The organism is Streptomyces sp. LMG1-1-1.1, from assembly GCF_040815545.1.
GTDB lineage: Bacteria > Actinomycetota > Actinomycetes > Streptomycetales > Streptomycetaceae > Streptomyces.
This window is the reverse complement of sequence record NZ_JBFPNH010000025.1, coordinates 70,071-90,344: the sequence shown is the minus strand read 5'-3', so window position 1 is coordinate 90,344 and position 20,274 is coordinate 70,071. Positions and strand designations below refer to the sequence as shown.

The 20,274-nt window shown below is 72.7% G+C and carries 15 protein-coding genes; 12 read left to right on the top strand and 3 right to left on the bottom strand.

The features are described 5' to 3' along the window. Window positions 1-107 precede the first annotated feature (107 nt). The 7 genes from MRBLMG1_RS14975 to MRBLMG1_RS14945 all read left to right on the top strand — a co-directional run bounded on the left by MRBLMG1_RS14975 (window position 108) and on the right by MRBLMG1_RS14945 (window position 10,488). The gene (locus tag MRBLMG1_RS14975) at window positions 108-1,526 is read left to right on the top strand and encodes a DUF4192 domain-containing protein (RefSeq protein ID WP_367824475.1); all 1,419 of its coding nucleotides are present in this window, start codon (window positions 108-110) and stop codon (window positions 1,524-1,526) included. Window positions 1,527-1,641: 115 nt separating this feature from the next. Further along, on the top strand, window positions 1,642-3,747 hold the full coding sequence (locus MRBLMG1_RS14970) for a glycogen debranching N-terminal domain-containing protein (RefSeq protein ID WP_367824474.1): 2,106 nt from the start codon (window positions 1,642-1,644) through the stop codon (window positions 3,745-3,747). 109 nt (window positions 3,748-3,856) lie between these two features. Further along, complete coding sequence (locus MRBLMG1_RS14965; protein ID WP_367824472.1) at window positions 3,857-4,624, top strand: NUDIX hydrolase; 768 nt, start codon at window positions 3,857-3,859, stop codon at window positions 4,622-4,624. Window positions 4,625-4,746: 122 nt separating this feature from the next. Further along, on the top strand, window positions 4,747-6,564 hold the full coding sequence (locus MRBLMG1_RS14960; RefSeq protein ID WP_367824470.1) for an ATP-binding cassette domain-containing protein: 1,818 nt from the start codon (window positions 4,747-4,749) through the stop codon (window positions 6,562-6,564). A gap of 160 nt (window positions 6,565-6,724) precedes the next feature. Beyond that, on the top strand, window positions 6,725-7,612 hold the full coding sequence (locus MRBLMG1_RS14955; RefSeq protein ID WP_367824468.1) for a FadR/GntR family transcriptional regulator: 888 nt from the start codon (window positions 6,725-6,727) through the stop codon (window positions 7,610-7,612). A 378-nt stretch (window positions 7,613-7,990) separates the two neighbouring features. Beyond that, on the top strand, window positions 7,991-9,526 hold the full coding sequence (locus MRBLMG1_RS14950; RefSeq protein WP_367824466.1) for an RNA polymerase sigma factor: 1,536 nt from the start codon (window positions 7,991-7,993) through the stop codon (window positions 9,524-9,526). A gap of 143 nt (window positions 9,527-9,669) precedes the next feature. After that, window positions 9,670-10,488 (top strand): S1 family serine peptidase, encoded by an 819-nt coding sequence (locus tag MRBLMG1_RS14945; RefSeq protein ID WP_367824464.1) that lies wholly within the window; start codon window positions 9,670-9,672, stop codon window positions 10,486-10,488. A gap of 147 nt (window positions 10,489-10,635) precedes the next feature. On the opposite strand, the gene MRBLMG1_RS14940 is transcribed toward MRBLMG1_RS14945, so the two are convergent. Next, window positions 10,636-10,869: a DUF7455 domain-containing protein gene (locus MRBLMG1_RS14940; RefSeq protein ID WP_017237643.1), complete on the bottom strand. Its 234-nt coding sequence runs from the start codon at window positions 10,867-10,869 to the stop codon at window positions 10,636-10,638. 434 nt (window positions 10,870-11,303) lie between these two features. Between MRBLMG1_RS14940 and MRBLMG1_RS14935 the strand changes: the two genes are divergently transcribed. The 5 genes from MRBLMG1_RS14935 to MRBLMG1_RS14915 all read left to right on the top strand — a co-directional run bounded on the left by MRBLMG1_RS14935 (window position 11,304) and on the right by MRBLMG1_RS14915 (window position 17,766). Beyond that, window positions 11,304-13,421, top strand: a complete 2,118-nt coding sequence (locus MRBLMG1_RS14935) for a DNA gyrase/topoisomerase IV subunit B (protein WP_367824462.1) — start codon at window positions 11,304-11,306, stop codon at window positions 13,419-13,421. Window positions 13,422-13,518: 97 nt separating this feature from the next. Next, complete coding sequence (locus MRBLMG1_RS14930) at window positions 13,519-14,733, top strand: sensor histidine kinase (protein ID WP_367824460.1); 1,215 nt, start codon at window positions 13,519-13,521, stop codon at window positions 14,731-14,733. Beyond that, window positions 14,730-15,593 carry a response regulator gene (locus tag MRBLMG1_RS14925; protein ID WP_367824458.1) on the top strand — a complete coding sequence of 288 codons (864 nt, stop codon included), beginning with the start codon at window positions 14,730-14,732 and terminating at the stop codon, window positions 15,591-15,593. Before MRBLMG1_RS14930 ends, MRBLMG1_RS14925 begins: the two co-directional genes overlap by 4 nt. Before the next feature lie 98 nt (window positions 15,594-15,691). Further along, entirely contained in the window at window positions 15,692-16,177 is a 486-nt protein-coding gene (locus MRBLMG1_RS14920) for a DUF485 domain-containing protein (protein ID WP_367824457.1), read from the top strand. Beyond that, a complete protein-coding gene (locus MRBLMG1_RS14915) occupies window positions 16,174-17,766 on the top strand; it encodes a solute symporter family protein (RefSeq protein ID WP_367824455.1) in 1,593 nt (530 codons plus the stop codon). The genes MRBLMG1_RS14920 and MRBLMG1_RS14915 overlap by 4 nt, the downstream gene beginning before the upstream one ends. Window positions 17,767-17,784: 18 nt before the next feature. Here the strand turns inward: MRBLMG1_RS14915 and MRBLMG1_RS14910 are convergent, their stop codons facing one another. Continuing rightward, complete coding sequence (locus MRBLMG1_RS14910; RefSeq protein ID WP_367824453.1) at window positions 17,785-18,474, bottom strand: DUF7342 family protein; 690 nt, start codon at window positions 18,472-18,474, stop codon at window positions 17,785-17,787. After that, window positions 18,471-20,243, bottom strand: coding sequence for a sensor histidine kinase (locus MRBLMG1_RS14905; RefSeq protein WP_367824451.1), 1,773 nt, complete (start codon window positions 20,241-20,243; stop codon window positions 18,471-18,473). Before MRBLMG1_RS14905 ends, MRBLMG1_RS14910 begins: the two co-directional genes overlap by 4 nt. Between the last annotated feature and the right edge of the window lie 31 nt (window positions 20,244-20,274).

Sequence of the window (20,274 nt, the reverse complement as noted above, 5' to 3'; positions counted from 1 at the left end):
AATGAGAGGCCGAACCTGTGGACAACTCGGCGGGCCGACGGATGCCCCGTTTCGGGAGTTATCCACAGGGGTTTCGGAATTCGGGAGATCACGAGACCGTCCTGACCATGAACGCGAATCACCACGAAACCAGCGGACCCTCCCGTACCCAGCAGATCACCCTGCGCGGCCCGGCGGAACTGGCCGACGCCCTCCCGTTCATGCTGGGCTTCCACCCCACCGACTCCGTCGTCCTGGCCGCCCTCCACGGCGAGCACGGCCGCTTCGGCGGCCGGGTCAGGCTCGGCATCCCGCGCTCGCCCCGCGAATGGGCGACGACCGCCGACCACCTCGCCGAATGCCTCGTCGAGGGAGGCAGCCGGCACGGCACCCGTCCGGACGGCATCGTGGTCTTCCTCTGCCAGGACCCCGCGCCGGGCGAGACGGCCCGGGTGGTCATGGAGCGGCTGCGCCCGTTCGCGCAGCGGCTCCGCACCGCCTGCGGCGCCCTCGACATCCCCGTCTACGAGGCCCTGTGCATCTCCGACGGCCTCTACTTCTCCTACTGCTGCCCGGACGCCCGGTGCTGCCCGCCGGACGGCACCCCGCTCGCCCTCACCGGCACGTCGGTGATGGCCGCGACGGCCGCGTACGCGGGAGTCCAGCTGCGCGGGTCACTGCGGGACATGGAGGCCCGGCTGAAGCCGTCCGGGAGGCCCGGGGACGAGGAGCAGCAGCGTGCAGCCCTCGACGCCGCCGCGGCCGCGATCGTGCCGCGGATCCTCGAAGGCGCCGAAGGGAAGGGGCGCGAAGAGGTGCGCGAGACGACCCTGCGGCTCGCCCGCGAGTCGATGCGCCGGTTCGCCCATCGGAAGAGCCCGACGGCTCCCACCGGCCCGGCCGGGTCCGCGCGCCCGGCGCAGCCGGCGAAGCCGGTCGGCACGACCGCGGAGCGAGACGCGGCGGACGACGCCCTGATCGGGCCCGACGAGGCGGCGGCCCTGATCCTCGGCCTCCAGGACCGCGTCACCCGGGACCGGGCCGCCGAATGGATGGAGGGCTGGGAGGGCACCGCCGCCCTGCGCCTCTGGCGCGTGCTGGCCCGGCGCTGCGTCAACCCGTACCAGGAGCACGCCGCCGCGCCCCTCAGCCTCGCGGGGTGGACGGCCTGGTCCACCGGAGACGAGCCGACCGCCCGCGTCGCCCTCGGGCTCGCGCTCGACGCCGACCCGGAGTACGTCTTCGCCCGGCTGCTGCACCAGGCGTGCAACGAAGGACTCGACCCCGAATCCCTGCGCTCGTGCCTCAGGAGCGAGCGGGACACCCGGGCCGCGGCGGAGCAGGCCGCCTCGGCGTCCTCCCGGCGGGTCAGGACCCGTGCCGCGCGCCCTCAGGGCACCCGGCAGACCCTCGGGAAGCCCGGACGGGCCGGCGCGCGGGAGCGCGGGCCGGCGGCCGGGGTCCGACCCGGCGGACGCGCCACGGGGAAGCCCGTGAACAGGGCACCTCGGCACGACGGGCAGCGCGGCACCAGGAGTGGCCGATGACGACCGTGACCCGGCCGCCCGCGAGCGCGTTCAGCTCTCTGGCGGAGTCGTACGAACCGTGCCGCCGACACCCCGCCGGCCGCCCGGTTCGCACAGAGAGCACTTCGCACCCGCCATGGCTTCCAGCCCCGTCCCGGCCCCCGGCCGTCCCAGCGGCCCCCCGAGCGGCCACCCGTCCCCGTCCGCGCACGCGCCCGGCTACTCCTCCGGACACACGTCCGGTACGGGCATCGCGTCCCCGCGCGCGGCCCGCCCCATGGAGCTCCCCCCGGTGCACGGCGCACTCCTCTGCGTCGCCCTGCCCGCCTTCGCCGTCTGCGCCGAGCACGGCCAGCTCACCGGCGACGGGCCCGAGGGCGTCTACGCGGCGGGGAGACGGCTCCTCTCCCGATGCGTCCTACGAGTGGCGGGGCGTGAGCCCGTCGCCCTCCAGGGCCGCATGGCGGCCGCCGACCGGGCGGTCTTCCTCGGCGTCCTGCGAGTGCCGGGGGACCTGGGGCCCGACCCCGGGCTCAGCGTCGAACGCACGCGGAGCGCCGACGGAACCGAGCGGATCACCCTGCGCAGCTCCGCCACCCGCGCCCTCCGGCTCCCCGTCGAGATCGCTCTGGGCACGGATCTCGCGGACCTGGGCGCGGTGGCGTCGGGCAGGTCGGGACCCGAGCTCACCGCCAGCGTCCACGGCACCGGACTCCGCTGGACCGGGAGCGACGGCCGATCCGTCGCCGTCACGGCCGACCCGCCGCCGATGGATTCCCTGGCGGCGGCCGGCGTGCTGCGCTGGGAGGCCGAGCTGGCGCCCGGAGCCGCCTTCACGGTCCAGCTGCGAGTCCGCCGCGAAGCCGCCACCCGACCCGGCACCCCCTCGGGTGCGGGCGCCGGACGGCCCGGTGGCCACCTGGTCTCCGAGGCCCGTGCCGAAGGAGACGACCCGCGCCCCGGCGAGCTGCTGCGCTGCTCCGTCGACGACCTCCGGGCGCTCCTCCAGCGCGCCCCGGCGCACCCCGCGGATGTCCACCTCGCGGCCGGTGTCCCCTGGCGATGCGGACCGGTCACCGCCGAGGCGCTCTGGGCGGCCCGCATGGCTCTGCCCCTCGGCACCAGGCTCGCCGCCACCACCCTGCGCGCCGTCGGCCGTACCCAGCTCTCGGGGGGAGGGCCCGAGTCCGGCCGCATCCCAGGGCCCCTCAGGGACGCGGGCCCGTATCTCCCACCCCGCTGCACCGGCGTCGAGGCCACCCTCGCCTTCCCCGTCGTGCTCGCGGAGGCCCGCCGCTGGGGGCTGCCGTCGGCCGACGTCGACGAGCTGCTTCCCGTGGCGGAGCGGTGCCTCGGCTGGCTGCGCCGGGTCTTCGCCGTTACCGGTTTCGTCCCGGACCCGGGGCCCGCCGGGCCGTGGCGGGCCGAGACCCAGGCGCACGCGCACCGCGCGGCGCTGCTCGGCGCCGACCTGCTCGACGGCTGCGGGAGGCCCGGGGGAGACGCGCTACGCGACGGGGCGGGGATCCTGCGCGAGCGGTTCCGGCGGGAGTTCTGGATCGAGGACCGCGCAGGGGGCCGTCCCGCGGTCGCCCGGACGCCGGACGGCCGCAACCGGCCCGAGATGGGCGGCTGGGCCGCCCATCTGCTCGACAGCGGACTACTGGGCGGCGGCCGGTACGCACCGGGGCTGCTCGACAAGACGGAGACCGAACAGCTGGCGAGGCTGCTCGGCGCGCCGGTCCTCGACTCCGGGTGGGGCCTGCGCAGCCTCGGCGCCAAGGAGCCCGGGCACAATCCCTTCGGTCACCGCGCCGGCGCGGTCCGGGTCCACGAGACGGCCGTCGCCGTGGCCGGTCTCGCCGCCGCGGGCCACGAGAGTCAGGCGGCCTCCCTGCTGCGCGGGCTGCTCGACGCGGCGGAGCACTTCGCCCATCGCCTCCCCGAGATGTACGCGGGAGAGCAGCGGACGGCGGGCGGGCGCCCGGTGCCCCACCCGGCCGCGTGCAGACCGGCGGCTGTCGCGGCCGCCGGAGCGGTCCACTCGCTCCTCGCCCTGGCCGGGATCCGGCCCGACGTGCCGGGCGGGTCCGTGTCGGTGCACCCGCTGCCCTCGGCCCCGCTCGGAGCGATCCGGTTCTCCGGGCTCGTGGTCGCGGGCGAGCCCTTCGCCGTGCGGGTCGGCAGGCTCGGTCTCGGTATGGTCGAGGAGGCCGCAGAGGGCCTTCAACTGGGGGTGTGACGAGATGACGGGCGCAGACACGCGGGAAGCTTCGCGGCAGGGGGAGGAAGCCGTCCTCGATGCTTCCGCGAGGAGTGTTTATCGTCAGGAAGACGACTATGATCGCGGCATGCCTCCCTACGACCCGTCGGCCTTCCCGCCTTTCGCCGTCACCGTCGATCTGGTCGTGCTGACCGTGCGGCGCCACGCGCTGTGCACCCTGGTCGTCCGGCGAGGGGAGTCGCCGTACCGGGGCCGCTGGGCGCTCCCCGGCGGCTTCGTCCGCGCCGAGGAGGACCTCGGGGCCGCGGCCGCGCGCGAGCTCGTCGAGGAGACCGGCCTCTGCGCGCACGACCCGGCCGCGCCGACGCCCGTACCGAGCAACGGGGCGCACCTGGAGCAGCTGGCGACCTACGGGGCACCCGACCGCGACCCGCGCATGCGGGTGGTCAGCGTCGCGCACCTCGCCCTGGCCCCGGACCTTCCGGCGCCCCGGGCGGGCGGGGACGCGAACAGCGCCCGGTGGGCGCCGGTCGAGGAGCTGCTCGGCGAGGACGCGGCGGCCGGAGGCGGCGATGAGGGCGGGACGCTCGCCTTCGACCACGCCCGGATCCTCTCCGACGGGGTGGAGCGCGCCCGTTCGAAGATCGAGTACTCCTCCCTGGCCACGGCCTTCTGCCCGCCGGAGTTCACCGTCGGGGAGCTGCGCCGCGTATACGAGGCCGTCTGGGGCGTGGCCCTCGACCCGCGCAACTTCCACCGCAAGGTGACCGGCACGCCCGGCTTCCTGGTCCCGGCCGGTGGTACCACGACCCGTCAGGGCGGCCGTCCCGCCCAGCTCTTCAGGGCAGGTGGGGCGACCCTTCTCAACCCGCCGATGCTGCGCCCCGAGGTCTGACGGGCGCGGACATCCGGTACCTCGGAGCGCCACCCCTGCACGGAAAGTCCGAAATGTAGCGTTATCTTGCTGCGGTAGCGCCGCCCTGCCGCGGAGCGGTGTCACCTACCGCGAGAGAAGCGATGCTCCAGGCAATCGGACTGACCAGTACGCCCCGCCGCGATCGTCCGCCCGCCGTGGACGATCTGACCTTCGAGGCCCGGCCGGGAGCCGTGACCGCCCTCCTCGGCCCGCCGGGCTCCGGCAAGACCACCGCGCTCCGGCTCATGCTCGAACTCGAGCCGGGTCGCGGGATCACCTACTTCCGAGGTCGGCCGCTGCACCGCATCGCCCACCCTCCCCGCGAGGTCGGCGTACTCCTCGGCGACATCCCCGGACACCCCTCACGCACGCTCCGGGGCCAGCTCCGGATGCTCTGCGCCGCCACGGGGGTGCCCGCGTCACGGTCCGACGAACTGATGCGGACCGTGGGCCTCGCGGGTCTCGAACGCAAGCGGATCGGCACCCTGCCGGTCGGCGCGGACCGCCGACTCGGCCTCGCCTCCGCCATGTTGGGCGCCCCGCACACGCTGCTGCTCGACGAGCCCGGCGCCGGCCTCTCCGTACCCGAGGGCGCCTGGCTGTACGAACTCCTGCGCGCTCACGCGGCCGACGGGGGCACCGTGCTCTACACCACGGACGATCCCAAGGACGCCGCCCGCAACGCCGACCGGGTCGTCACGCTCGACCGCGGACGCCTCGTCGCCGACCAGGAAGCGACCGAGTTCGCCCGCACCCGGCTGCGCCCCCGGGTCGCCGTCCGCACCCCGCACCCCGCGCGACTCGCCGCCGCCGTGACCCAGGAGGCCAGGGCCGCCCGTCGCGCCGTCGAGGTGGTCGCCGAGGACGGCAATCGCCTGTCCGTCTACGGCAGCGACTGCGCCTCCGTGGGAGACACGGCCTTCCGCCACGGCGTACCGATCCACCGTCTCGTCGACGAGACGGGCGACGCGGCCCCCGCCGCTCCGCGAGCCCCCCGGCGTGACGATCCCGGGCCCGCACCGGCCGCCGAGCGCGCCGACTCCCGGAGCACCGTCCCCGGAAGCCGGTCCGGCGAGTCACCGGAGGGCGGGCCCGGGCCCACCGCGGCACGCGACGAGCCGGCCGGAAGGCGCGCCCGGCGTCCGGCCCGCTCGCCCCTGCGGCCGCTGCGGTACGAGCTCCACCGACTCCTCGGGGTGCCGAGCACTCCGCTCGTGGTGGCGGCCGTCCTGCTGGTGTCCGTGACGCTCGCGCTGCTCCTCGGCCGAGGCGGACGCGCCGCGCTGCCCGCCGTCCTGGCCGGGTGGCCGGCGATCTCGCCGCTGCCGCCCGCGGCCCTCGGCGCGGGGCTGCTCGGAGCCTTCTCCTTCGGTGAGGAGTACCGCTACCCGGCGCTCACCTCGGGGCGCGGGGCGGTGCCGCGCAGGCCCGGCCTCCTGCTGGCGAAGCTCGGCGTGGCGGCCGCCGTCGCCCTCGTCCTGGGGGTGCTCGTCGTGCTCGCCGACCTCGGGGCCCTGCGGTTGCTCTACGGCGGCGAGTTGATCCCCGTACCGAGGAACTGGCCTACCCTCTGCGCGAGTTGGCTGGGGCTGCTGGTCGGCTGCGCCTGGGCCGGGCTGCTGGGTGCCGGGGTCTTCCGGGCCGCGGCGGCCGGCGTGGCCGCGGTCCTCGCCGTGCCGGTGGCCTTCGTGCCGCTGCTGCAGAAGGTGCTGACCGGGCCGTCGGTGCGGTCCGCCGCCGGACTTCCCGGTCGGTTGCGGGAGTTCGCCGGCCCGCGCTGGGCGCCGGTCGCGGAGCACTGGCTGGCGGGGGCTCTGCGGGTGGTCGGGCAGCCCGCGGGGGTGGCGCTCTCGCTGACGTTGACAGGGTTGCTCTGCGCCTACGTGTTCACGGGTCTTCGCCGGAAGGCCCGTTGGTGATCACTTGCGGACCGAAAGGTTCCGCTTCGCCGTCAACTTCCTTGGAATATGCCCTATATGTCTGATTGATCGTCAATTGTGTAGGGGGTGCCGATCACCCTTTCGTGTGCTTTTCACCAAAGACCTCAAGGGTCACGGAGGCAACGCCGACAAAGGATGCGTGAGTACCCTTGCGCACACCATGATGACCGCCGCCCGCCCCGTCGACTCCCCGCTCGGCGCCCCGGGCGACCTCGACCGCTACCCCTACGCGGAGGCGCCCGCCGCCGGCCGCGTGGGCAAGCCCTCCTGGGAGGGGGTGGACACCGACCTCGGCCGCGTGGGGCGCCGGACCGCGGGCAACCGGGGCCGCGGGCTGCACGGGCAGCTCGTCCAGCAGCTCGGCCAGATGATCGTCTCCGGTGACCTCGGAGCCGACCGTCCGCTCGTCCCCGAGGAGATCGGCCAGCGGTTCGAGGTCTCGCGCACCGTCGTGCGCGAGTCGCTGCGTGTGCTGGAGGCCAAGGGCCTCGTCAGCGCCCGTCCGAACGTCGGCACCCGGGTCCGGCCGGTCAGCGACTGGAACCTGCTCGACCCCGACATCATCGAGTGGCGCGCCTTCGGTCCGCAGCGCGACGACCAGCGCCGCGAGCTGAACGAGCTGCGCTGGACGATCGAGCCCCTCGCGGCCCGTCTCGCCGCCGGACATGGCCGCGAGGACGTGCAGCAGCGTCTGGCCGACATGGTCGAGATCATGGGCCACGCGTTCGCCCAGGGAGACGGCATCACCTTCTCCCGTGCCGACACCGAGTTCCACTCCCTCCTCATCCAGCTCGCCGGGAACCGCATGCTGGAGCACCTCTCCGGCATCGTGTCCGCCGCGCTCCAGGTGTCCGGCGGCCCCGTCACCGGCTGCGACCGGCCGAGCGACGCCTGTCTCGCCCACCACGCCCGTATCGCGGAGGCACTCGCCGCGGGGGACGCCCACGGCGCCGAGACGGCCATGCGGCAGCTGCTGACGGTCCACCCCGAGGTGGAGCGCGTCGTCCCCGCCCCTCGCGAACACTGACGCGCGGGCCGTGGCCGGGAGTGCGGAGTCGTACGCGGAGCGTGCCGCCGGATCCGAGCGCCACCCGGGGGAACCGGACGGGTTCCCCCGGGTGGCGCCAGGGTCCCGGCGGTACGAATGTGCACTGATCGACCACTATGGGTGTTTCGTCGCGAATGAAGTGTGACTCGGGCCACGAAGATTGGGCGTAACACTCCTCCCACCCGTGCGATGACCTAAGAGGTGACAGCCGAGGAAGGAATACAGCAGCCCGTGGAGGCGCTGTGCAGTTCCCCGGCCCAACCCGCGCCGTCGGCACATTCCCCGTCGACGGTCGTCGGCTCCAGCTCGATCAAGAGCGGGGCCGGAAGCCGTTTCCATCGTTCCGAGAGGTTGTTCGTGTCGGCCAGCACATCCCGTACGCTCCCGCCGGAGATCGCCGAGTCCGAGTCTGTGATGGCGCTCATCGAGCGGGGAAAGGCTGATGGGCAGATCGCCGGCGATGACGTGCGTCGTGCCTTCGAGGCTGACCAGATTCCGCCAACCCAGTGGAAGAATGTTCTGCGCAGCCTCAATCAGATCCTCGAGGAAGAGGGTGTGACGCTGATGGTCAGTGCAGCGGAGTCGCCGAAGCGCGCCCGCAAGAGCGTCGCGGCGAAGAGCCCGGCCAAGCGCACCGCCACCAAGACCGTCACCGCCAGGACGACCGTGACGAAGTCCACCGTCTCGGCCGCCGCGGCCGAGGGTGCCGACCCGGCCGACGAGGCCGGATCCGCCCCGAAGGCGGCGGCGAAGAAGACCGTCGCCAAGAAGACGGTGGCCAAGAAGACCGTCGCCAAGAAGGCGACGGCCAAGAAGACCGCGTCCAAGAAGGACTCCGACGAGGTCGTCGAGGGCGAGGAGCTCCTCGAGGACGTCGCGCCCGGCAAGGGTGAGGAAGAGGAGACCGAGGGCGAGAGCAAGGGCTTCGTCCTGTCCGACGAGGACGAGGACGACGCTCCGGCGCAGCAGGTCGCCGTCGCCGGTGCCACCGCCGACCCGGTCAAGGACTACCTCAAGCAGATCGGCAAGGTCCCGCTGCTCAACGCCGAGCAGGAGGTCGAGCTCGCCAAGCGCATCGAGGCCGGCCTGTTCGCCGAGGACAAGCTCGCGAACTCGGACAAGCTCGCTCCGAAGCTCAAGCGTGAGCTGGAGATCATCGCCGAGGACGGCCGTCGGGCCAAGAACCACCTCCTGGAGGCCAACCTCCGTCTGGTGGTCTCCCTGGCCAAGCGCTACACCGGCCGCGGCATGCTCTTCCTGGACCTGATCCAGGAGGGCAACCTCGGTCTGATCCGCGCGGTCGAGAAGTTCGACTACACCAAGGGCTACAAGTTCTCCACGTACGCCACCTGGTGGATCCGTCAGGCGATCACCCGCGCCATGGCCGACCAGGCCCGCACCATCCGTATCCCGGTGCACATGGTCGAGGTCATCAACAAGCTCGCGCGCGTGCAGCGCCAGATGCTCCAGGACCTGGGCCGTGAGCCCACTCCGGAGGAGCTGGCCAAGGAGCTCGACATGACCCCTGAGAAGGTCATCGAGGTCCAGAAGTACGGCCGTGAGCCGATCTCCCTCCACACCCCGCTGGGTGAGGACGGCGACAGCGAGTTCGGCGACCTGATCGAGGACTCCGAGGCGGTCGTCCCGGCCGACGCGGTGAGCTTCACGCTGCTCCAGGAGCAGCTGCACTCCGTCCTCGACACGCTCTCCGAGCGTGAGGCCGGCGTCGTCTCGATGCGCTTCGGTCTGACCGACGGCCAGCCGAAGACGCTGGACGAGATCGGCAAGGTCTACGGCGTGACGCGAGAGCGGATCCGCCAGATCGAGTCGAAGACGATGTCGAAGCTCCGCCACCCGTCGCGCTCGCAGGTGCTGCGCGACTACCTCGACTGATCCGCACGAGGCACAGAGCGGTACGCGGAAGGGCCCGGTTCCCCGAGAGGGGGAGCCGGGCCCTCCGGCTGTGCGGGGGTGCAAGGGGCGGAGCTGTGCTGGACGCTGGGTGAAGCGACATCACCGGAGAGTCAGGAGGCTCCATGCGTGGTTCCTTGGCCCGAGCGTTGACGGGTGCCGTGGGCTTGTTCGCCGTGGCGGCGGGGCAGGTCGCCACCGCCGCCCCCGTGGCGGCCGACAGCGTCGTGGTGGGTGGCAGCACGGCTCAGATCACGGACGCGCCGTGGGTGGTGGCCCTGTCCAGTCGTGACCGGTTCGGGGGTACGCGCGCGGGGCAGTTCTGCGGGGGCGTGGTCGTCGCACCGACCAAGGTGCTCACGGCGGCCCACTGCCTGGGCCGGGAGGTGCTCGGCGGCGAGCCGTGGGAGGTGCGCGACTTCGCCGTCATCGCGGGGCGCGCCGCGTTGCGAGGGCAGGGCGGGCAGGAGGTCCGGATCTCGGACACGTGGGTGAACCCCGGCTACGACCCGACGAGCAACTCGGGAGACCTCGCGGTGCTGACGCTGGTGAGCGCGCTGCCGGAGTCGTACGTCATCGGTGTCGCCCGCTCGGGAGACGCGGCGTACGCGCCCGGAACGGCGGCGGACGTCTACGGCTGGGGTGACACGACCGGCAACGGGACCTACGCCTCCACGCTGCGGACGGCACGCGTGCAGGTGCTCCCCGACGCGTCGTGCGAGCGGTCCTATCCGGGCGGCTTCGGCGTCCGGTACCAGCGCGAGACGATGCTGTGCGCGGGCGACCCGCAGGGCGGCAAGGACGCGTGCCAGGGGGACAGCGGAGGTCCGCTCGTGGCCAAGGGGCTTCTCGTCGGGCTGGTGTCCTGGGGCAGCGGCTGCGGGCAGGCGGAGAATCCGGGCGTCTACACGCGGGTCTCCGCGGTGCTGCCCGCAGGCTTCTGATCCGGAACCCGCGTGACGGGGCTCGGGCCCGCTTCCGGGGTCCTGGCCCCTTCCGGGTACGAGAACGGGCGGCCACCCCCTCGCGGGGGTGGCCGCCCGTCGTCCGGTCGGGGTCAGTGACCGGCCCTGGGCTCGTCGTGGATGGCGTCAGGCGTGGTCTTCGCCCTGCGTGCGAGCCGGCACATCCGTGAGCCGGTCCGTCTCATCCTGTATCTCAACGGCGATCTTCTTGAGTTCCGGCTCGAACTTGCGTCCGTGGTGGGCGCAGAAGAGCAAGTCACCTCCGCTGGTCAGAACGACGCGCAGGTAAGCCTGGGCGCCGCAGCGGTCGCAACGGTCAGCGGCCGTCAGGGGGCTCGCGGGGGTCAGAACAGTAGTCACGTCGCCTCTTCTCTAGCTCGACGAGCTGTCGTACCAGGGTCAACATCCAACCAGGCCGAAAACGTTCCCGCTCGTGCCTTTTCCTTGAAACTTCTTCCCAAGGTGGCTGTCTGCTGCCGGTTGGCGGCGAATGGGCCGTATTGCGTTGCTCTACGGATTTCGCGTTGCTTGGGTCGGTTCGCCCTCCCGGCGTGGGTGCCGGTTGTTGATGAGGACGTGCCCGGAGCCTAAATGGTTCATGCCTGGAAGGGAACGTGATGTTCGCTTCACCCCATCGAGGGATCGAACATCCATACGACGCTGGACTAGCATGAGGAATCGGGGTGGGTGGCGTGACAACGGCTCTACCAGGCATCGGTACCCTCTGAACCGGTGACCGACGCCGGGCCTTACCCCACTGGGCCACATTTCAAATTCAGCGAGGAGCGAACCGCGTGACCGCCGAGACGTCCGTGCCGTCCAGTGCGCTGCTGACCGCAGACCGTGACGGTTCCAACTACACCGCGCGGCACCTGCTCGTACTCGAAGGGCTCGAAGCGGTCCGCAAGCGCCCCGGTATGTACATCGGGTCCACCGACAGCCGCGGTCTCATGCACTGCATCTGGGAGATCATCGACAACTCGGTCGACGAGGCCCTCGGAGGCTACTGCGACCACATCGAGGTCATCCTCCACGACGACGGCTCCGTCGAGGTCCGCGACAACGGCCGCGGCATCCCGGTCGACGTCGAACCGAAGACGGGGCTCTCCGGCGTCGAGGTCGTCATGACCAAGCTGCACGCCGGCGGCAAGTTCGGCGGCGGTTCGTACGCGGCGTCCGGTGGTCTGCACGGCGTCGGCGCCTCCGTCGTCAACGCGCTGTCGGCCCGCCTCGACGTCGAGGTCGACCGCAACAGCGCCACCCACATGATCAGCTTCCGCCGCGGTGTCCCGGGCATCTTCACCGAGCAGGGCCCCGACAGCCCGTTCGACCCGGCGAACGGCCTCCTCAAGGGCAAGCGCGTCCCCAAGACCCGCACCGGCACGCGCATCCGCTACTGGGCGGACCGGCAGATCTTCCTCAAGGACGCCAAGCTCTCCCTGGAGACGCTCCACCAGCGCGCCCGGCAGACCGCCTTCCTCGTGCCCGGCCTCACCATCGTCGTCCGCGACGAGCGGGACCTGGCGGGGATCGGCAAGAGCGAGGAGACCTTCCGCTTCGACGGCGGCATCAGCGAGTTCTGCGAGTACCTCGCGCAGGACAAGGCCGTCTGCGACATCCAGCGGCTCACCGGGCAGGGCACGTTCAAGGAGACGGTCCCCGTCCTCGACGAGCGCGGCCACATGACCCCGACGGAGGTCACCCGCGAGCTCGCCGTCGACGTGGCCCTGCGCTGGGGCACGGGCTACGACAGCACGGTCAAGTCCTTCGTCAACATCATCGCCACCCCCAAGGGCGGCACCCACGTCTCCGGCTTCGAGACGGCCATCACCAAGACGGTGAACGAGGTGCTGCGCTCGGCGAAGATGCTGCGCGTCGCCGAGGACGACATCGTCAAGGACGACGCCCTGGAGGGCCTCACGGCCGTCGTCACGGTCCGCCTCGCCGAGCCGCAGTTCGAGGGGCAGACGAAGGAGGTCCTCGGTACGTCCGCCGCTCGCCGCATCGTGGCGAACGTGGTCGCCAAGGAGCTCAAGGCCTTCCTCACCTCCACCCGGCGGGATGCCAAGGCGCAGGCCCGGGCCGTCCTGGAGAAGGCCGTCGCCGCGGCTCGCACCCGGATCGCGGCCAGGCAGCACAAGGAGGCGCAGCGCAGGAAGACCGCGCTCGAGACCTCCTCGCTGCCGGCCAAGCTGGCCGACTGCCGCAGCGACGACGTGGAGCGCAGCGAGCTCTTCATCGTCGAGGGGGACTCGGCCCTCGGTACGGCCAAGCTGGCGCGCAACAGCGAGTTCCAGGCGCTCCTGCCGATCCGCGGCAAGATCCTCAACGTCCAGAAGTCGTCCGTCTCGGACATGCTCAAGAACGCCGAGTGCGGGGCGATCATCCAGGTCATAGGAGCGGGCTCGGGCCGCACCTTCGACATCGACGCGGCCCGGTACGGGAAGATCGTCCTCCTCGTCGACGCCGACGTCGACGGCGCCCACATCCGCTGCCTGCTGCTCACGCTCTTCCAGCGCTACATGCGGCCCATGGTCGAGGCGGGCCGGGTCTTCGCCGCCGTGCCGCCGCTGCACCGGATCGAGCTCGTCCAGCCCAAGAAGGGCCAGGACAAGTACGTCTACACGTACTCGGACAACGAGCTGCGGCAGACGCTCCTGGAGTTCCAGCGCAAGGGGGTCCGCTACAAGGACTCCATCCAGCGCTACAAGGGTCTGGGCGAGATGGACGCCGACCAGCTGGCGGAGACCACGATGGACCCGCGGCACCGCACCCTGCGCCGGATCAACATCGGCGACCTGGACGCGGCGGAGCAGGTCTTCGACCTCCTCATGGGCAACGACGTGGCGCCCCGCAAGGAGTTCATCACCGGCTCGGCGGCGACGCTCGACCGGTCGCGCATCGACGCCTGATCCACTCCACCCGTGGGTGGAGCAACACGCTCCACCCACGGGCCGATCACACGGCCGCCGACTCTCCGTAGCATCGAGATGACGGAGGGGGACGGTCATGGAAGACAAGCGCGACCGAGGTCGTACGGACAGCGGTGGGGGCGGCGCACGGACCTGGAACGGCTGGCCTTCGCGGGAGGCACTGACCCGCGTCGGAGTGCCCCGGGGGCGGATGGTCCTCGACTACAGCATGATGGCGGGCCTGAGCGTCTGGGTGCTGAGCGGCTGTTACACGTCGGGCGCCTTCGACGGCGCATACGCGCTGGTGCCACCGCTCGGGTTCGGATTGTGCGTGGCGGCCGCGCTGGGCTTCCACCACACGACCCTCGACCACCGGGCGGCCGCATCGCTGGGGCTCCTCGGGGTGATGGCGCTCTGCGGTCTCGGGGCCTATGCCGCCGGCGCCCCGACGGCCGCGACCGTGATGTGGATCGTCGTCTCGGTGATGGCGATGCAGCGGTTGCCGCTGCCCGCCGGGCTGGCGACGGTGGCCGTGCTCGTCGCCGGATTCGTGGAGGCCGACGAGACCGGGATAATCGGAGCCGCCGTGACCACGGCCGCCGTGCTCCTCGCCGGCTACTCGCTCCGGCTGGACGCCGAGGCCCGGGGCGCGGGCTTCCAGCTGCTCGCCCAGGAACGGCTCGCCAGGGAGGCGGAGGCCGCGTCGGCGGCGCTCGCCGAGCGGGCCAGGATCGCCCGCGAGATACACGACGTACTCGCCCACAGCCTGTCCGCCCAGATGGTCCACCTGGAGGTCGCGCGCCTCCAGATCGAGGCGGGGGCCGAGCCGGCCGAGATCCTCAAGCTCGTGACCTCGGCCCGCTCCATGGCGAGGGAGGGGCTCGCCGAGACCCGCCACGCGCTCTCCGCGCTGCGCGGGGACATGGCGCCCGTCGAGGACTATCTGCGGGAACTGGCCAGAGAGGACCGAGCCGAGGTCGACGTCACCGGCGAGCGTCGAGACCTGCCCGCCGAGGCCTCGCAGGCGGTGCGGCGGGTCGCCCAGGAGGCACTGACCAATGTCCGCAAGCATGCCCCGGGTGCTCGGACCCGGATCCGGTTCGCCTACGGGACGCACGAGATCTCCCTGGAGATACGTGATTCCGGGCCGCCCAGAGCGTCCGGCGGCACCGGGACGGGGCAAAGCCTGGGCTCCTCCGGCTCCGGGTACGGGCTGCTCGGCATGAGGGAGCGGGCCGAGCTGCTCGGCGGCAGCCTGGACGCGGGGCCCGAGGGAGCCGGGTTCACGGTGCGGCTGCGGGTGCCGGCGTGAGCGGGGAGGAAGGATCGCGCGCGGCCGAGGGCCACCGGGTGGTGCGGGTGGTCGTCGCCGACGACCAGGCGGTCGTCCGCGAGGGGATCGTGATGCTGCTCGGACTGCTTCCGGGGGTCGAGGTCGTCGGATCGGCCCGGGACGGGGAGGAGGCGGTCGCGCTGACCGCCGCACACGAGCCAGACGTGGTGCTGATGGACCTGCGGATGCCCCGCTGCGACGGGGTCGAGGCCACCCGCAGGATCCGTGAGCTGTTCCCCGCGACGGAGGTCGTCGTGCTCACCACCTACGCCGACGACGACTCGCTGTTCCCGGCGCTGCGGGCCGGAGCGCGGGGGTACCTGACCAAGGACGCCGACGGTGAGGAGATCGTCCGGGCGCTGCGGGACGTGGTCGACGGGCGTGCGGGGCTGTCGCCCTCCGTGCAGAGACGCCTGCTGGAGCAGCTGATGGAGCGGTCGGAGCCCACGGGGTCTTCGGGGCGGTCGGGGCGGTCGGAGTCGTCCGGGTGGCCCGGGACCGACGGGCAAGCGGGGACGGCTGGGGAGGTCTCGGGTGGGGCGGCTTCCGGGGGTGGGGCCGGGCAGGTCTCGGAGGGGCGGGGGGTGGCGGGTGGCTCGGGCGGCGCCGCGGCGCCCGAGGCGGATGGTCTGACGGAGCGGGAGACGGAGGTGCTCGTGCTCGTCGCGGACGGGCTGTCCAACCAGGAGATCGCCGGGCGGCTGCGGATCTCCACGGCGACGGTGAAGACCCACATCAACAACCTCTTCGCCAAGACCGGGGTGCGCGACCGGGCCCAGGCCGTGCGATACGCATATCAGCACGGTGTGGTCAGGGCACCTGGGAGGAGAGTCACCTGATGGGGTGAAGTGAGAGGCCAGAAGAGTCCGGGATCTTCCCGCTCTGTCCATCCTTGTGCACGCGGCCGAAACGGTTCGCTGACAAGGAGAGTTGCCCGGTGGAGCAGGTGGACGAGCAGGAGGGGCGCAGCGCTCCGGCAATGCCGGTCGATGACCCCTGGTACGACGCGGCGGGATTCGAGTGGGGTGAGGGGCCGGGTGCCGAGGGGGCCGGCGGGAGCCGTCCCGACGCGGTGCCGGGGCAGCGGGTCCACAGTGCGGCGGAGGTCTATCTGGAGGTCCAGAGGAGCCCCGCGTTCCAGGAAGTGCGCAGCCGCTACCGCCGGTTCGTCTTCCCCGCGGCCCTCGCCTTCCTCCTCTGGTACCTCGCCTATGTCGTGGCGGCGACGGCCGCGCCCGGGCTCATGGCCCGGCCGGTCGCCGGAGCGGTGAACGTGGCGATGATCGCCGGGCTCGGACAGTTCCTCACCACCTTCCTGCTGACCTGGGCCTACACGCGGCACGCGCGGCTGCGCAGGGATCGGGCGGCGCTGGAACTGCGCTGGGACACCCAGGAGATGACCAGAGGGGCGGTGCAGCGGTGACCGGACACCACCAGACCCTGGCGCTCGTGCTGTTCAGCGTCTTCATCGCGGTCACCCTCGGGATCACCACCTGGGTGAGCCGCAACCGGCACGGTTCGGCGGAGGAGTTCTACGCCGGAGGACGGCTGTTCTCTCCCCTGGAGAACGGCTTCGCCATCGCCGGCGACTACATGTCCGCGGCCTCGTTCCTCGGCATCTCCGGGCTGATCGCGCTCTATGGCTACGACGGCATGCTGTACTCCGTCGGCTTCCTCGTGGCCTGGCTGGTCGTGCTCCTGCTGGTCGCCGAACTGGTCCGCAACTGCGGCCGGTTCACGCTCGCCGACGTCGTCGCCGCGCGGATGGCCGAGCGGCCGGTGCGCATCGCCGCCGGAACGTCCTCGGTGGCGGTCTCCGTGCTGTACCTCGTGGCGCAGATGGTGGGGGCGGGGAGCCTGGTCGCCCTGCTGCTCGGCGGCACCGGCGAGGCGGCCCGGTCGTGGACGGTCGTCGGCGTGGGCGCGCTGATGGTGATCTACGTGTCGCTCGGCGGCATGCGGGCCACCACCTGGATCCAGATCGTCAAAGCCGTGCTGCTCATGGCGGGCACGGTCGCGCTCACGGTCCTCGTGCTGTTCCGCTTCCACGGCGACGTGAACAGCCTGCTGTCCACCGCGGCCCGACGCAGCGGCCACGGCCTGGACTTCCTCGCCCCCGGACTCCGCTACGGCGGGGACTGGACGTCCCGGCTGGACTTCATCAGCCTCGGCATCGCGCTGGTCCTGGGCACCGCGGGACTGCCGCACATCCTGTCGCGCTTCTACACCGTGCCGACCGCCCGGGCCGCCCGCCGCTCCGTCGTCTGGGCCATCGGGCTCATCGGCAGCTTCTACCTGATGACCATCGTGCTGGGCTTCGGGGCGGCCGCGCTGATCGGCCCGGACGAGGTGCGCGCCTCGAACGCGTCGGGGAACACCGCCGTGCCGCTGCTCGCCCTCGATCTCGGCGGGGGAGCGGGCTCCACCGGCGGCACGGTGCTCTTCGCGATCGTCGCCGCCGTCGCCTTCGCGACCATCCTCGCCGTCGTCGCGGGGATCACGCTCGCCTCCTCGGCCTCCGTCGCCCACGACCTGTACAGCTCGCTGCGCCGACGGCACGGGAAGCAGTACAGCGAGGTGACCGTGGCCCGGGTGGCCGCCGCGGTGATCGGGGCGGCCGCCATCGGACTCGGGCTGCTCGCCCGCGATCTCAACGTGGCGTTCCTCGTCGGTCTGGCCTTCGCGGTCGCGGCCTCCGCGAATCTGCCGGTGCTGCTGTACTCGCTGTTCTGGCGGAAGTTCACCACGCGGGGCGCGGTCTGGTCCGTGTACGGCGGCCTGGTTCCCGCCGTGCTGCTCGTGCTGGTGTCGCCGGTCGTCTCCGGCAGCCCCGAGGCGCTGTTCCCCGGGGTCGACTTCCACCTGTTCCCGCTGCAGAACCCGGGTGTGGTCTCCATTCCGCTCGGCTTCCTCGCGGGCTGGATCGGCACGGTCACGTCGTCCGAGCCGCCCGACGAGGCACGCCACGCCGAGACCGAGGTCCGGGCGCTGACCGGCGCGGGCGCCGTCTGACCGACCCGGGGCCGCCCCTCAGGCGGGGGGCGGTGATGCCGCCCAGGCGTAGCGGTGCTCGGGGCGGCCGGTCTCGCCGTACCGGAGCGAGAGGCGCACCCGGCCGGTGCGTTCGAGGAGCTTGAGGTAGCGCTGGGCGGTCTGCCGGCTGACGCCGGCCCGCTCGGCGATCTCCTGCGTGGAGAGCGGTCCGTCGGCGGCGAGCAGGACCTGCCGGACCAGCTCGGCCGTGGTGGGGGAGTGGCCCTTGGGCAGGTCGGGGGCGACGGAACCGGCCGCGAGGACGCCGAAGATCCGGTCCACCTCGGCCTGTTCGGCCTCGCCCCCGCCCTCCAGGGTGCGCCGGAGGGTCGCGTAGGCCTCCAGCTTGGCGCGCAGCCCGGCGAAGTTGAACGGCTTCACCAGGTACTGGAGGGCGCCGTGCCGCATCGCCGCCTGCACGGTCGCCACGTCCCTGGCCGCCGTCACCATGATCACGTCGCACTGGTGGCCGCGCGCGCGGAGCTCCCGTACGGCCGCGAGACCGTTCTCGTCGGGCAGGTAGTGGTCCAGGAGGATCAGGTCCACCGGCCGGTCGTCCAGGGCGGCGAGCGCCTCGGCGGTCGAGTGCGCGGTGGCGACGACCCGGAAGCCCGGCACCTTGGCGGCGTAGGCGGCGTTGATCCGCGCGACCCGCACGTCGTCGTCCACCACGAGTACGTCGATCATCGCGCCTCCTCGGCGCTCTCCGGCACGGACGGTCCGGGCCCGGTTCGTCCGTGCCCGGACGCGGCGGCCGCCGACCCGGCAGCAAAAGGCCTCGCCTCGGGCGGAGCCGGACCGGACGGGTGCGCCTCGGGCTCGGTGGGTTCCGGTTCGGTCAGGGCGTCCGGGAGGACGACGGTGAAGGCTGCGCCTCCGTCGGGGCCGGGGGCCACCGAAGCGGACCCGCCGCGGCGCTCGGCGAGGCGGCGGACGAGGGGGAGGCCGAGGCCGCGCTTCCCGTGCGACGGGAGCGCCTTCGTCGTCCAGCCCTCGGTGAAGATCAGCTCGCGGCGCTCCTCGGGGACGCCGGGGCCGCTGTCCGAGACCCGCAGCACGACCGTACGTCCCTCGGCGCGGAAGGCGACGACGACGCGGGCGCCCGGGGTTCCGCCTACGGCGTCCAGGGCGTTGTCGACGAGGTTGCCGACCACGGTGACCAGCTCGCGCGGGTCGACGAGCCGGTCCGGGAGGAGCGAGTCGGGGGCCAGGCGCAGCGAGACCCCGCGCTCGGCGGCGACGGTGGCCTTGCCGACCAGGAGGGCCGCGAGGAGGGGGTCGTGGACCTTCTCGGTGACCTGCTCGGCGGTGGCCCGGTGTACCCCGACGACCTCGGTGACGAACTCGACCGCCTCGTCGTGCATCTCCAGTTCCAGGAGCCCCAGGAGGGTGTGGAGCCGGTTGGCGTGTTCGTGGTCCTGGGCGCGGAGGGCGTCGATCAGACCGCGCGTCGAGTCCAGCTCGCGGCCGAGGTGCTCCAGCTCGGTGCGGTCGCGCAGGGTGGCCACGGCGCCGCCGTCGTCCGTGGGCATCCTGTTGGCGATCAGCACCCGGTGGCCCCGGACGGTGACGAGGTCGTCGCCGGTGACCCGGCCCGCCAGGACGTCCGCGGTGCGGCCGGTGCCGAGGACCTCGTCGAGCGGCCGACCCGCCGCTTCGGGGCCGAGGCCGAGGAGCCGCTGGGCCTCGTCGTTCATCAGGCGTACGGAGCCGTTGCGGTCCAGGGCCACGACTCCCTCGCGGATGCCGTGCAGCATGGCCTCGCGCTCGGCGAGCAGCGCCGAGATGTCGGAGAAGGCCAGGTCGTGGGTTTGCCGCTGGAGGCGGCGGGAGATCAGGTACGCGGCCAGGGCGCCGGCCGCGAGCGCCCCGCCGGCGTAGGCGAGGAGGCCGGGGATGGCGGCGAGGAGCCGGTCACGGACGCTTGCGTACTCGATGCCGACCGACACGGCGCCGACGATCCGGCCGTCCGCGTCCCGCAGCGGCACCTTGCCGCGTGCCGAGCGGCCCAGGGTGCCGTCGTCGATCTCCATCACCTCGTGCCCGGCGAGGACGCTGCTCGGGTCGGTGGAGACGAGCCTGCCGATCTGGGCGGGGTCGGTGTGCGACCAGCGCACCCCGCGGGTGTCCATGACCACGACGTACTCGGCGCCCGTCGCCGTCCGGATCCGCTCGGCCTCCGTCTGAACGGGGCCCCGCTCGGACGGCGGGGTTCCGGTGAGGTCCGCGGCGAGCCGGGGCGACGCGGTGCTGTCCGCGATGGCCAGGGCCTGCCGCATGGCCTGGTCGTCGAGCTGTGCGCTGAGCGGAGCGAGGAAGAGCCCCGTGGCGAGGACGGTCACACCGGTCGCGATGGCCAGCTGCATCAGCAGGACCTGCGAGAACACCCGCTGTGGCCACCCGATCCGCCGTCGGCGCGCGCGGGGGCGCGAGGGGCTGGTCTGTGCAGGGCTCATGGCGGAAACGGTACGGCGACACGCCCCGCGA